Below are 14,297 nucleotides of genomic sequence, written 5' to 3'. Positions count from 1 at the left end.
CGTCGTTCTCCAGTCAGTTGCACAGGCCGGCGGGAGGGCCGGCGAGCGGGAAGGGGTCGGGCGAGCCCGCCAGCGAGGCGGTCGGTCCGGGCAGCGCGGGATCGATCGCCGACGCGTAATAGGGATCGGCCTCGGCTTGCGCGAGAGGCACGAAGCGAAAACCGAGCGAGCGGTAGAGATCGAGCAGCCGCGGCAGCATGTGCGCGTCGAAGCTGCCGACGTGCATCAGCAGCACGTAAGGGACATCGCGCCCCAACTGCGCCTTGGCGCGCCCTTGCGACGACAGCACCGCGGCGCGCGCATCGGCGAGCCACGCGGTCTCCAGCTTGGCGAGCCCCACCTGATCGCGCTTGGCGACGCAGCGGACATAGGGTTCGTTCCAGTTATAGTCGGCAAAACTCATCGTCACTGCCGCGATCCGGTAGCCGCGTGCCTTCAGCGTGGCACGGACGGCGTCGCGCGCTGCGGGATCGCTGCCCTCGGCGAGGAAAGGGTAACGGAACCAGTGCCAGTCGGCGCCGCCGGCGACCGTCGCCAGCTTGGCTTCGTTCCGCAGGATGTCGTCGGTGAACCCCGCCGCACCGACCTTGTCGAGATTGGCGTGGGTGAAGCCGTGGTTGCCGATCGGCAGCCCCGCCGCCCGCCACGCCGCGATCGCCGCGTCGCCATCGGCCGCATCGGCGGCAGGAACGCTCGCGTTGAGGAACCCGAACGCGGGGACCTTGGCCGCCGCCAGCGCCGCGGCGATCCGGCCGACCACGTCGCGCCGGGTCTCGCCCGCGATCATCGGGCCGTGCACCGGGATGTCGTCGAAGGTGATCGCGATTTCGGGTCCGGCGCCCGCCACGCCCGCTCCCGAGCCAGCGCCGCCGAACAGCGTCAGCGGCACCGCCTCGCCCATCACCCGGTAGCCCGCTTCCGAAGGATGCAGGTGATCGCCCGAGTCGTAGGCGGGGAGCAGCCGGTCGGGATGAGCGGGATCGCGCATGATCCGGTCGAAGTCGATCACCGAATCGAACACGCCGGCGGTGCGGATGAAGCGGTTGATCGCCTGGCGATCGGCTTCGGTGTCGGCACCCGCATGATAATAATCGTTGCCGACGAAGGGCATGATCGTGCCGCCGGTCACCTTGATCCCATGGGTATGCGCGCGCGCGACGACCTGGCGAAAGCCCGCTGTAACCTGCGCGACGATCGCGGCGTGCTGGGCTGGGGTCACCGGGGCATCGCGGGTCAGCATGCCGAGGTCGTTGACCCCTTCGAGCAGGATCGCCCAGCGCACCCCGCTGCGCGCGATCACGTCGCGATCGAACCGCGCCAGCAGATTGGGGCCGAGCCCGTCGAGCAGCACCCGGTTGCCGCCGATTCCGGCATTGACCAGGCCGATGCCCCGGGTCGCCGGATCGCCGCGCATCCGGGTGGCGAGCACGTCGGTCCAGCGGCTGTTGCGCTCGGGCTTCACGCCGTAGCCGTCGGTGATGGAATCGCCGATCGCGACCAGCGTGCCGGCGCCGCCCGCCACCTCGACATCCGCGATCGCATACCAGCGCGTCGTCGTCGTCGCGCCGGCCAGCCGGCGGTCGCTGACATGCTCCCCGGGCAGCACGAAGCTGGTGGCGCGGGCACCGGGATGGCTGGTCTGCGGGCTGGCGGCGTCGGCCAGATAGAGGCTGATCGCGAGGTCCGCGCCCGGTGCGACCGCCAGCTTGACCGGGTCCGAATAGATCTCGGCGCCCGCCGGGATCACCGCCGTCTTCTGCCCCGCGAAGCTGACGCGCTCGCCGCGGCCGATCGCGGGTGTGCCGGGGGCAGTCGCGAGCGCGAGATGCGCGGCGCCGATCGTCAGCGGTCGGGTGCCGAACGCATTCGACAGCCGCACCCGGATCGTGTCGCCGCCTGCCGACAAGCGCACGACCTGGCGGATCGTCACGTCGGCGGCACGATCGGCCGGAAGGATGTTCTCGCCCTCGGGGATCATCTGCGCCGATCCCCAGCTCGCGGTCCAGCCCATCGCGGGCGGAGAGGCGTGTTGCGCATCGGCGGCGGTGACGAGCAACAGCCATCCCGCCAACGCCGTTGGCCACCGCTTGGTCATCGATCCGCCCCTATTGCTGTCGTTAGCGCTATCATTAAACCAAGAAGGGCTAATCGCAAGGGCTTGGGCCGGCACACCGCTGCCTGGCGATGTGGCGCCCGGCGGTAGCTTCCGTTATCGTGCGCATCATGAAGATCGACCATCCAGCCGCCACCGAACGCCGTGTCGATGAACGCGCCGCGGTCGATGCCGCGACCTTCGCCGCCGAGATCGCGCCACGATCGGCGCCGATGATCCTGCGCGGGCAGGTCGCGCATTGGGCGAGCGTCGCCGCGGCGGCGGGGGGCGACGCCGCCATCGCGCAATATCTCGCCGGGCTCGACCAGGGTGGTCGGCCGCTCGAGGTACTGATCGCCGCGCCCGAACATCGCGGGCGGTTCTTCTACCGCGGCGACGCGCTGGAGGGATTCAACTTCCACCGCCAGCAGGTGCCGCTCGGCGCCTTGCTCGGCGAGTTGCTCAAGCTGGCGCCGCTGCCTGCGGGCGAGTGCCACACGCTCTACGCCAACGCCGCCACCGCGCCCGAACATCTGCCCGGCTGGTCCGCCGCCAACGCGCTCGATCTGCCGCTCGGCGACGCGACTCCGCGGCTGTGGATCGGCAACGCCACCCAGACCGCGACCCATTTCGACGAATCGAGCAACCTCGCCTGCGTGGTGGCGGGGCAGCGCCGCTTCACGCTGTTCCCGCCGGAGCAGGTCGGCAACCTCTATGTCGGCCCGCTCGACCGCACGCTGGCGGGGCCACCCGCGAGCATGGTCGATCCACTCGCGCCCGACCTGACCCGCTATCCGCGCTACGCCGACGCGCTCGATCATGCGCTGGTCGCCGATCTCGGGCCGGGCGACGCGCTCTTCATGCCCGCGATCTGGTGGCATCATGTCCAGTCGTTCGGGACGCTCAACGTGCTGTGCAATTACTGGTGGACGATCGACGCGGGCGCTTCGCCGTTCCAGGCGCTGATCCACGCGTTGCTGGCGGTGCGCGACCGGCCCGCCGCGGAGCGCGCCGGCTGGCGCGCCTGGTTCGATCATTATGTGTTCGACGACGACGGCGGGGCGGCGTCGGCGCACCTGCCGCTCGCGGCGCAAGGCGTACTCGGGCCGAGCAGCCCGGAACGGAACGAGCGGATCAGGCTTTACCTGCTGAAGATGCTCGGGCGCTGACGCCCGCGGGCTTGCCACTGCCCGCCATCGACGCTTATCGCCACCGGTGAGAGCGCTATCAATGAGGCGCCGGCCGAGGAGACACGCCGATGCAGCGCTACACGATCATCACGCTGGCATCGCTCGCGCTGGTCGGCGCCGCACCGGTCGATCGCAGCGCCCGGTTCGACTGGCTCGACTACAGCGGCACCGACGGCACGGCGGTGCCCGCCGGCAGCTACCGCAATCCGGTGCTCGCGGGCTATCATCCCGACCCCAGCGTCACTCGCGTCGGCGACGATTTCTACCTCGTCAACTCCACCTTCTCCTGGTTTCCGGGGGTCCCCGTGTTCCACAGCCGTGACCTGGTGCACTGGCGCCAGATCGGCAACGCGATCGATCGCCCGACCCAGCTCGATTTCGCCAGGCTCGGCATGTCGCGCGGGATCTTCGCGCCCGACATCAGCTACCATGAAGGCCGCTTCTACATCGTCACCACCTGCGTCGATTGCGGCGGCAACTTTGTCATTACCGCCAAGGACCCGCGCGGGCCTTGGTCCGATCCGGTGTTCCTGCCGAGCGTGGAGGGTATCGATCCGTCGCTGTTCTTCGACGACGACGGCACCGCCTGGATCGTCAACAACCGCGCCCCGGTCGGTAAGCCGCGCTACGATGGTCACCGCGCGCTGTGGGTCGAGCGGTTCGATCCGGTCGCGCTGAAGATGCTCGGCAATCCCACCATGATCGTCGACGGCGGGGTCGATCCCGCCGCGCGGCCGGTGTGGATCGAGGGGCCCCACATCCTTCGCGTTGGCGGCAAATATTACCTCACCGCGGCGGAGGGCGGCACCGCGGTTGCGCATAGCCAGGTCGTGTTTCGCGCCGACCGCCCCGACGGCCCGTATCGCCCCGCGCCGGCGGGGGTGAACCCGATCCTGACGCAGCGCGACCTCGATCCTGCGCGCGCCGCGCCGATCACCTCGGCAGGGCATGCCGATCTGGTGCAGCTCGCGAACGGCGAGTGGTGGGCGACCTTCCTCGCCACCCGTCCTTATGAGGGCGACCTCTACAATATCGGGCGCGAGACGTTCCTGCTGCCGGTGACGTGGCGTAACGGCTGGCCGACGATCCTGCCGCACGGCGAGCCGATCCCGCGGATCGCGCGCGCGCCGAATTTGCCGCGCGGCCCCGCCGCGCCGCCGATGACGGGCAGCTTCAGCGTCCGCGACGGGTTCGACGGCACGACGCTCGGGCGCGAATGGATGACGATGCGCGCGACCACGACGCCGCGCTGGCGCGTCGGCGACGGCACATTGTCGATCCTGCCCGGCGAGGCGATTGGCGCGCACGGCCATCCCGCCTTTGTCGCCCGTCGCCAGGCCCACCGTGATGCGGTGGTGACGACGTCGGTGACGTTCGACCCGGTCGAGGGGTCCGAAGCCGGGCTCGCCGCGGTGCAGGACGACGATCACTTCCTCGGCATCGGGCTGACCAGCGACCGTGGCAGGCGCGCGGTCCGTGCCTTCGCACGCGCTGCGCCGGGCGAGCCGGCGATCGGCCGCACGCTGGCACTGGTGCCCGTGACGTCGACCGGCCCGATCCGGCTGCGGGTGACCGCAAGGGACGGCCGCTACGATCTCGATTACGCGCTAGCGCAGGGCGGCTGGCGGGTCGTGGCACACGACGTCGACGGCACGATCCTCAGCACCGCGCGCGCCGGCGGGTTCACGGGTACGATGATCGGCCCGTTTGCCCGCGCGGCGCGCTGACGGTTCAGTTCTTCGGCAACTTGGCGAGATCGTAATTCGGCCCGAAATCGAGCACGAAGACCGGGCCCAATTCGATTACCTGCTTCGCGCCGGCGAGGTGCGCCGTTACCCGTGCGGTGTTCGGCGCATACGCCTTGGGCGACTTGCCCGACGCGTAGTAGAGCTTCCATTCCTTGCCGATCGAGACGTTGCCCGGGGCGATGTTGCCATAGGGCTCCGCCGCCTCGGTCGCGCCGAGGAAGGAGATGTCCGCGGTCTCGCCTTCCTTCAGATTGGGGGCGCGCAGATATACCGCGACCAGGATCGCGTCGCCCGCGGCGATCCCCTTCTGGATCGGCGACAGGGCACCGACATCCCACGGATTGGCCCCTTTCGCGGTGACCTCGACATGCATTGCCTGGTCGCCCGGAACCCCCTTGGTGGCGATCACCTTCGCCTTCTGGTTGGGGCCGTAAACCGACCAGTTGGTGCCGGGCAGGTTGATCGCGCGGTCGAGCACGTTGCCGCCAGCAGCGGGCGCGGGCGCGGGGGCCGGGGCCGCCGCAGTCTGGGCGAGTGCGGGGGATGCGAGTGTCGCCAGCAACGTGGCGGCGAACAAGACTGACTTCATCTTCCTCTCCTGTAGGGCCGGCCACGCATCTACGGCATGGTCCGACAGTTGAACCTCAGCGTCGCGCCGGTGCCGCGGCGATGGCGGCGGCGATGGCCGCCCGCATCGGTTTGGCGACGAACGCGTCGTCATAGGGGCATGGCCGACGTCGCGCGCCGTCGCTGCGGGGTTCGAAGCCTTCGATCCAGCTGTATCGATCGCTCATGCCCCACAGCAGCACGTCGCGCACCGCCGGATACGCGAACATGACGTCGAGATAAGCCTGCGTAAAGTCCGCGACGGCACGGTCGCGCACCGCGACGTCGGCGGGCAGGTTGTTGTCGCGGACGTCGAGCTCGGTGATCACCAGGCCATAGCCCATCGCGGTCACCGCATCGAGGAACCGCCGCCATTCGCCGCCGAGCGCCGCCGCGGTGCCCTTCGCGTCCGCCCCTTGCGTGACGAGATGCGATTGCACCCCCAGCGCATCGACCGGCACACCGCGCTTCTTGAAGCCGTCGAGCAGCTTCAGCACGCCGGCCCGGTGATTGGCGTTGCCCGGCTCCCAGCTCATATAGTCGTTATAGACCAGCTGCGCACCCGGCGCCGTGGCGCGCGCGGTTCGGAACGCGAGGTCGAGCGTCGGCTCGGCGCCGCCGAGCGCGCGCGACAAGGCGGTCTGGTAAAGCGTACCGTCGCTCGGGTTCACCGCCTCGTTGACGACATCGTAGCTGTGGATGCGACTGCCATAGCGCTGGCACACCGTGGTGACATGCTCGACCAGCAACCGCTCCGCCTCGCGCTGCGGATTGGCGCCATAGTCGTAGCTTTCCGCCCAGGACGGCATCCATTTGGGCTGGTGCCACAATAGGTTGTGGCCGCGGACCGGCAGCGCGTTCGCCTCCGCCCACGTCATCATCGCGTCGAATCGGTCGAACGCGAAGCTGGTCGCGCTAGGGCGGATCGCCTGCCACTTCAGCTCGTTCTCGGGCACCAGGATGCCGCAGTCGCGGGTCAGCAGCCGCGCATAGTCGGGATTGGCGAACGATCCGCGATCGGCGTTGCGATCGCTCCAAGCGAAGCACGACCCGATCCGCAGCCCTTTCGCTGCGGCGACCGATTGGAGGCTCGGCGGGTCGAGCACCGCCGCGGTCGGCGAGGCGGTCGGGGTCGGCGTCGGGCTAGGCGTGGGCAGGGGCGGGGCCGGGGGCGCCGCGGCGATCGGCGTCACGCCGGCCCGCCCATCGCTGCCGCAGGCGGTCGCGGCCAGCCCCGCCAGCATCACGAGCCCGTTGCGCCGGGTGATCTCCATCTTCGTTCCTTCGCCAGTCGAGGTCATTACGGGTTGCCCGGTGCATCGGGAAAGCTCTGCGCCTTGTACCAGGCGAGATCGTGCGCGGGTGCACGCGCGCCGGCGGGCAGCGGCAGCTGGTTTAGCGACATCCAATAGGCGAGGCTGGCGTCGCGCCACCAGATCGCCTCGCGCTCCTGTGTCGCCAGCATCGCCGCGGTCTTGGTCCAGCGCTCGTCATCGACGAGCGGCCGCAGGGCGTCCCACTCGCGTCGAAGTTCGCCGACCGTCGCGACGCCGCGATCGTAATGCGCGACCATCGCGTCCCACAGCGTCGCACCCGAAGGCATCCGATAGGTCCAGGGCAGGTGGTGGAACCACAGCAGCTCGGCTTCAGGCGTGGTGCGCGGATCGGCGTACAGCTTCGCGATCGCGGGCGAATATTGCGCGACGGCGTTGCTGCCGGTCCTGGTACGATCGAAGCCGATCCCGCCGCGGTCGGCGCGGTGATAATAGACCGGGTTCCATTCGGGGCGCTTGAGTTCCGACACCCACGGCCCCGGCCCGTAATGATGCCCCGTCGCCATCAGATGCGCGAGGCCGAGCGGACCGGTATAATCCACGACCGCCTCGCGCGACTTCATCATCATTTGCACCACCGGATCGACGATGCGCGGATCGGCGCCGAAGGTCTGCGCCGCCCATTCGCGCGCGATCGTTTCGGGCTTGAGCGTCGGGTCCCAGGCGAGCCGGCCGAACGCGTACCAATTAGCCTGGTTGAAGGTCGTCCCGCTCCAGTCGCGCGCGCTGCCGATGTTGGCGACCCCGGCCATGGCGGATAGCTGGTGGGCGCCGACCACCTGCGCGACCGTCACCTGCTTGCCACGGCCGCGTGTGTCGGCGTCCAGCGTCTCGCTGAACAGCGGCGCGAGATAGGCGAGGTGGCTCGCGAAGCCGAGATATTCCTTCGTGATCTGGAATTCGATCGCCAGCGGCGTCCGCGGCATCGCGCCGAACAGCGGATGGAACGGCTCGCGCGGCTGGAAGTCGATCGCGCCGTTCTTGACCTGGACGATGACGTTGTCCGCGAATTGGCCGTCGAGCGGCTTGAACTCGTCATAGGCCTGCTTGGCGCGATCGTTGGGGTCGGTATCGGCATAGACAAACGCCCGCCACATCACGATGCCGCCATGCGGCCGCACCGCCGCGGCCAGCATGTTGGCGCCATCGGCATGGCTCGCGCCGTAATCGCGCGGGCCCGGCTGGCCCTCGCTGTTGGCCTTCACCAGGAAACCGCCGAAATCGGGGATCTCGCGGTAAATCTCGTCCGCCTTGGCGCGCCACCACGCGGCGACCTTCGGGTCCTTCGGGTTGGCGGTCGTCAGCCCGCCGAGCTCCACGGGCGCCGAGAAGCGCGCCGACAGGTACACCTTGATGCCATAGGGCCGGAACATGTCGGCGAGCGCCGCGGCCTTGGCGATGTAACGCGGCGTCAGGCTTTCGGCCTTGGCGTTGACGTTGTTGAGGACCGTCCCGTTGATGCCGATCGATGCATTGGCGCGGGCATAGTCGAAATAGCGCGGGTCGCGGTCGTCGGGCAGGTTCCACCAGTCCCAGATCGATTGCCCGGCATAGCCGCGCTCGACTCGGCCATCGAGATTGTCCCAATGGTTGAGCACCCGCAGCTTGATCGTCGGCGTCGAACTCAGATCGATCATCGCGGCCGAGCCGCCGCTGTCGAGATGCCGTAGCAGCGCGAACGAACCGTAGAGGATGCCGCGATCGTCCTTGGCGGTGACCAGCGTCACCGCCCGGCCGTCGAGGGTCACCGACCGCACCAGATACCCTTCGTCACCCAAGCCGGCGACCGGCAACCGTAAGGCGGCGACGCGGGGATCGGCGGCATTCGCGAGCAGCACCGGCCCGGCGCCTACCGGCAAGCCGCGCCGCAGTTCCGCCGCCGCCGCCGCCAGCATCGGCGACGATCCTTGCACGACAACGGCATTGGCGGGCACGGTCGTTGCACCGTAGCGGAGCCACAGGCGATAGCCGCCATCGGCGCATGCCGGTCCGCTTGCCAGCGCAAGCCACAGGGTGGCGAACAGGGCCGATTTTCGCATATCCTCTCCTCGCGAGGCACCGCGGCGTTGACAGCCGCGTCATCCCTCCACCATGATATCGCTACCATATGCGCGGTGGCAGGAGCAATGCCACGCCGAACGAGAGGATCCTGGATTGGCCGATTCAATGACGCGCCGCGGGGCGAGGAGCCGCCGCGATCTGCTCCGTTTGGGTGCGAGCGCGTCGATGCTCGCCTTCCTGCCGGCCGCGGCACGCGTGCCGACGATCTACAAGGATCCGCGCGCGCCAGTCGATATGCGGGTCCGCGATCTGATGGCTCGGATGACGCTCGACGAGAAGGTCGCGCAGATGATCGCGCTATGGGCCACCAAGTCCGAGGTGATGGCCTCGGGCGGGCTCGACTTCGATCCTGCCAAGGCGAGCGCGGCCTATCCGAACGGCATCGGCCAGATCACCCGCCCCTCGGACCGCCGCGGCGGGCCGCAAGTGTCCGAGGTCGCCGGCGGCACCGGCGCGCGCTGGCGGGGTAGCGCCTCGACGATCGCGTTCGTCAACGCGGCGCAGCGCTGGGCGCGCGCGACCCGGCTCGGCGTTCCGATCCTGTTCCATGAAGAATCGCTCCACGGCTACATGGCGCCCGACGCGACGATGTTCCCCCAGGCGATCGCGCTCGCCGGCAGCTTCGATCCCGATCTGATGTATCGTGTCCAGTCGGTGATCGGCCGCGAGGTGCGTGCGCACGGCAGCCACCTGACCTTGTCCCCCGTTGTCGACATCGCGCGCGATCCGCGGTGGGGCCGCATCGAGGAGACGTTCGGGGAGGACCCCTTCCTGTGCGGCGAGATGGGCGTCGCCGCGGTGCGCGGGCTGCAGGGCGACAGCGCGACGCTGCAGCCGGGCAAGGTGTTCGCGACGCTGAAGCACATGACCGGCCACGGCCAGCCCCAGGCCGGCAACAACATCGCCCCCGCACCGATCGCCGAGCGCGAGCTTCGCGAATCCTTCTTCCCACCGTTCCGCGCGGTGGTCGAGCGGACCCGCATCGCGGCGGTGATGCCGTCCTATAACGAGATCGACGGCGTGCCGTCGCACGCCAACCGCTGGCTGCTCGGCAAGGTGTTGCGCGGCGAATGGCATTTCGACGGCGCCGTCGTCAGCGATTACGGCGCGGTCGAGGAGCTCGAGCGCATCCACCACATCGCCGGGGACCGGCGCCAGACGGCGCGGCTCGCGCTCGCCGCTGGGGTCGACAGCGAACTGCCCGATGGCATCGCCTACCGCACCCTCGCCGAGCAGGTCCGTGCCGGAACGGTGGCGCAAGCGGCGGTCGACCAGGCGTGCGCGCGCATCTTGACGCTGAAGTTCCGAGCCGGGCTGTTCGAAACGCCGTTTGCCGACGCTCGCGCGGCGGCGCGGCTTACCGGCAACGCCGAGGCGCAGGCGCTCGCGCTCGAGGCCGCCCGTAAGTCGATGTGCCTGCTGACCAACGACGGCACGCTGCCGCTGGCGGCTAAGGGCCGGATCGCCGTGATCGGCCCCAATGCCGAGATCGCACGGCTCGGCGGCTATTCGTCGGAGCCGCGCCATGCGATCGGGCTACTCGCAGCAATCCGGACGCTGGTCGGCGGCAGTGCGACGATCGTCCACGCGCCGGGTGCGCTGATCGTCGAGGGCGACGACCGCTCCGACGACGAGGTGCGTCTCGCCGATCCGGCGCGCAACCGCCAATTGATCGCCCAAGCCGCGACGCTGGCGGCGACCGCCGACGTCGTCATCCTGGCGATCGGCGATACCGAGCAGACCAGCCGCGAAGGCTTCGCCGCCAATCACCTCGGCGACCGTACCGAACTCGATCTGGTGGGCGATCAGACCGCGTTGTTCGACGCGCTGAAGGCAACCGGCAAGCCGATCGTCATCGCCGCGATCAACGGCCGCCCGCCGAGCTGGCCGACGGTGGTGTCGCGCGCCAATGCGGTGCTCGAATGCTGGTATCCGGGACAGGAGGGCGGCACCGCGATGGCGGAGGCACTGTTCGGGCGGATCAACCCCGGCGCAAAGCTGCCGGTGACGGTCGCGCGCGAGGTCGGACAGGTGCCGCTCTACTACAACGCCAAACCCTCCACGGGCCGCGGCTATCTGTTCGCGAGCACTGCGCCGCTGTTCCCGTTCGGGCACGGGCTCAGCTACACCAAGTTCGAGATCGGCGCGCCGCGGCTGTCCTCGCCCAAGATCGGGCTTGCCGGGACGGTCACCGTGGAAGTCGATATCGCCAACATCGGCGGTCGCGCTGGTGACGAGGTCGTCCAGCTCTATGTCCACGACCAGGTCGCCTCCGTCGCCCGGCCGGTGAAGGAGCTGAAGGCGTTCGACCGCGTCACCCTCCAGCCGGGCGAACGCCGCACGGTGAAGTTCACGCTCGGCCCGGCGGCGTTCCGGATGTGGAATGTCGATCTGGAAGAGGTGGTCGAGCCGGGAATGTTCGACATCTTGGTGGGGCCGAATTCGGTGGATCTGAAAAAGGCGGTGCTGGAGATCGGCTGATTCGGTGCTTGTGGGATGCTTCTCATCTTCGCGCCTTTGCGCCTTCGCATGAACCAAGCCCTTTCACCCCAACTCCGTTCGTCTCGAGCAGGGATCGAGCGCAGTCGAGAGCCCGTATCGAGAGACACCGCCTCAAGAGAGCACCTCTCGATACGCCGTCTCGACGAGCTCGACGGCTACTCGAGGCGAACGGGTTGGGCTTGAGCGAGAGAACGGGTTGAACCAAGTCCACCCCCTAGCAACCCCGCCCAACTTCCGCTCTAAACCCCAGAAACCCGAGAGGACGCCGCCATCGCCACGCACGCCACCGCGCCCGATCACGGCAAGCAGAGCCAGCCGCTGATCATCATCGCCTCGTCGCTCGGCGCAGTGTTCGAATGGTATGATTTCTACCTCTATGGGCTGCTCGCGACGATCATCACGGCGCAGTTCTTCTCGGGCGTCAACGAGACCACCGGCTTCATCTTCGCGCTCGCCGCCTTCGCCGCCGGATTCGCGGTGCGGCCGTTCGGAGCACTCGTCTTCGGGCGGATCGGCGACGTGGTGGGGCGCAAGAACACGTTCCTCGTCACCATGGCGATCATGGGCCTGTCGACCTTCCTGGTGGGGCTGCTGCCCAGCTACGCCACGGTCGGGGTCGCCGCGCCGATCGCCCTGGTCGCGCTACGCCTGTTGCAGGGTCTGGCGCTCGGCGGCGAATATGGCGGCGCCGCCACCTATGTCGCCGAACACGCCCCGGCCCACCGTCGCGGGCTGTTCACCAGCTTCATCCAGACCACCGCGTCGCTCGGGCTGTTCGCGGCGCTGCTGATCGTCATCGGCGTGCGCACGCTGCTCGGCGAGGAGGCGTTCGCGGCGTGGGGCTGGCGGATCCCGTTTCTCGTCTCGATCGCGCTGCTCGCGGTGTCGCTATGGATCCGCATGCAGCTCGAGGAGAGCCCGGTATTCCAGAAGATGAAGGAGGAAGGCAAGACGTCGAAGGCGCCGTTGTCGGAGGCGTTCGCGCGCTGGGGCAATCTGAAGATCGTGCTGATCGCGCTGTTCGGCGCGGTCGTGGGGCAGGGCGTGGTGTTCTACACCAGCCAGTTCTACGCGCTGTTCTTCCTCGAAAAGAACCTTCGCGTCGATGGCGCGACCACCAACGTCCTGGTCGCGATCGCGCTGTTGATCGCGACGCCCGCCTTCGTGTTCTTCGGCTGGCTGTCCGATCGGATCGGGCGCAAGTGGATCATCCTCGCGGGCTGCGCACTGGCGGCATTGACGTACATGCCGCTGTTCCACGCATTGTCGCGCGCCGCCAATCCGGCGCTCTATGCCGCGCAGGCCGCGTCGCCGGTCGCGGTGGTGGCGAACCCGGCAGAATGCTCGGTGCAGTTCGATCCGGTCGGCAAGAACAAGTTCGACGGCAGCTCCTGCGACATCGCCAAGTCGTTCCTCGCCAAGGCCGGTATCTCCTACGCCAACGTCGCCGCTTCCGCGGGCGACGTGGCGCAGATCCGGATCGGCGGCACGACCATTCCGGTGGTCGATCCCGCAACCGTTCACGGCCCGGACAGGGCGGCAGCGATCAAGGCGTTCGGGGCGGAGGTACGCACGGCGCTGGCGGGCGTCGGCTATCCCGAGAAGGCCGATCCCGCGCGGATCGATCGCCCGATGGTGGTCGCGATCCTTGCGATCATGGTCCTCTACGTGACCATGGTCTACGGCCCGATCGCCGCGCTGCTGGTCGAGCTGTTCCCGACCCGGATCCGCTATACCTCGATGTCACTGCCCTATCATATCGGCAATGGCTGGTTCGGCGGTTTCCTGCCGACGACCGCCTTTGCGATGGTCGCCGCGACCGGCGACATCTATTACGGCCTCTGGTATCCGATCGTCGCCTGCGCGGTGACCGCGATCGTCGGGCTGATGCTGCTACCCGAAACCTTCCGGCGTCCGCTCCACGACTGATTGCGGTCGGACGCTATTGGATTTTTACCTCCACGACCTATTCGGGGCGCGATGTCGATTCTGTGGCCCCTCGTCGCCCGTAGCCTGCGTCCCGCCACGTTGGCGGCGGGGCGGCGCGTCTATGCGGTCGGCGACATCCATGGCGAGGCGGCGCTTTTCAAGCTGCTGCTCGACCGGATCGAGGCGGATTCGGCCACGCGTGACGACGAAGCCGGCACGCGCGCCGATGTGACGATCGTCCTGCTCGGCGACTTCATCGATCGCGGCCCGGCGGCGGCGGGGCTGTTGCTGACGCTGGCGGGGGCAAGCGATCCGCGGCTGGTGATCCTGAAGGGCAATCACGAGGCGTCGATGGTCGCCGCCTGGCACGGGGACCCCGGTGCGCTGGCGCTCTGGCTGCGGTTCGGCGGCGTCGCGACTCTGCTCGGCCTCGGCGCCGATCCCGCGGCTCTGGAGAGCGATGAGCCCGATCGCGTGCTGGCGGCGGTGCGGCGGTGCATCGCGCCGGAGATGATCGACTGGCTCGATGCGCTGCCTACCTCGTACGATCTCGACGATTATTTCTTCACCCATGCCGGGATCCGGCCGGGCGTGGCGCTCGACGAACAGGTCGAGGAGGATCTGCTGTGGATCCGCCGGCCGTTCCTCGCCAGCCGCCGGCGGCATGCCAAGGTCATCGTTCACGGCCACACCATCGATCCCGCGGTCAGGCTCGGCAGCAACCGGATTGGGTTGGATACCGGCGCGCATCGCTATGGCCGGCTGACCGCGCTCGGCCTTCAGGATGATCGGCAATGGACGCTGGAGGCGACCGACGACCGCGATTTTGTATGAT

The 14,297-nt window shown here is 68.7% G+C and carries 9 protein-coding genes; 5 read left to right on the top strand and 4 right to left on the bottom strand.

Going from position 1 to position 14,297, the window contains the following annotated elements; all coding sequences use genetic code 11:
• Positions 1-13: 13 nt before the first annotated feature.
• Positions 14-2,095, bottom strand: a complete 2,082-nt coding sequence (locus tag ACT009_RS04180) for a GDSL-type esterase/lipase family protein (RefSeq protein ID WP_445193113.1) — start codon at positions 2,093-2,095, stop codon at positions 14-16.
• A gap of 128 nt (positions 2,096-2,223) precedes the next feature.
• Between ACT009_RS04180 and ACT009_RS04175 the strand changes: the two genes are divergently transcribed.
• Positions 2,224-3,261, top strand: coding sequence for a cupin-like domain-containing protein (locus ACT009_RS04175; protein ID WP_445193112.1), 1,038 nt, complete (start codon positions 2,224-2,226; stop codon positions 3,259-3,261).
• A gap of 89 nt (positions 3,262-3,350) precedes the next feature.
• Positions 3,351-5,009 carry a glycoside hydrolase family 43 protein gene (locus ACT009_RS04170; RefSeq protein WP_445193111.1) on the top strand — a complete coding sequence of 553 codons (1,659 nt, stop codon included), beginning with the start codon at positions 3,351-3,353 and terminating at the stop codon, positions 5,007-5,009.
• Between the two features lie 4 nt (positions 5,010-5,013).
• On the opposite strand, the gene ACT009_RS04165 is transcribed toward ACT009_RS04170, so the two are convergent.
• Genes ACT009_RS04165 through ACT009_RS04155 form a run of 3 tightly spaced genes read right to left on the bottom strand, consistent with a single transcriptional unit; the run spans position 5,014 to position 9,009 of the window.
• The gene (locus ACT009_RS04165) at positions 5,014-5,619 is read right to left on the bottom strand and encodes a hypothetical protein (protein WP_445193110.1); all 606 of its coding nucleotides are present in this window, start codon (positions 5,617-5,619) and stop codon (positions 5,014-5,016) included.
• 55 nt (positions 5,620-5,674) lie between these two features.
• Complete coding sequence (locus ACT009_RS04160) at positions 5,675-6,910, bottom strand: endo-1,4-beta-xylanase (RefSeq protein ID WP_445193109.1); 1,236 nt, start codon at positions 6,908-6,910, stop codon at positions 5,675-5,677.
• Positions 6,911-6,936: 26 nt separating this feature from the next.
• On the bottom strand, positions 6,937-9,009 hold the full coding sequence (locus ACT009_RS04155) for an alpha-glucuronidase family glycosyl hydrolase (protein WP_445193108.1): 2,073 nt from the start codon (positions 9,007-9,009) through the stop codon (positions 6,937-6,939).
• A 127-nt stretch (positions 9,010-9,136) separates the two neighbouring features.
• Here ACT009_RS04155 and ACT009_RS04150 point away from each other — a divergent pair, with 127 nt between their 5' ends.
• The 3 genes from ACT009_RS04150 (at position 9,137) to ACT009_RS04140 (ending at position 14,296) form a co-directional block, all read left to right on the top strand.
• The gene (locus tag ACT009_RS04150; protein ID WP_445194008.1) at positions 9,137-11,512 is read left to right on the top strand and encodes a glycoside hydrolase family 3 N-terminal domain-containing protein; all 2,376 of its coding nucleotides are present in this window, start codon (positions 9,137-9,139) and stop codon (positions 11,510-11,512) included.
• A gap of 291 nt (positions 11,513-11,803) precedes the next feature.
• Positions 11,804-13,462 (top strand): MFS transporter, encoded by a 1,659-nt coding sequence (locus tag ACT009_RS04145; RefSeq protein WP_445194007.1) that lies wholly within the window; start codon positions 11,804-11,806, stop codon positions 13,460-13,462.
• Positions 13,463-13,513: 51 nt separating this feature from the next.
• Positions 13,514-14,296: a metallophosphoesterase gene (locus tag ACT009_RS04140; RefSeq protein WP_445193107.1), complete on the top strand. Its 783-nt coding sequence runs from the start codon at positions 13,514-13,516 to the stop codon at positions 14,294-14,296.
• Position 14,297: the final 1 nt, after the last annotated feature.

It is taken from the genome of Sphingomonas sp. Tas61C01 (assembly GCF_052567495.1).
This window is presented reverse-complemented; position numbering and strand designations above follow the sequence as displayed.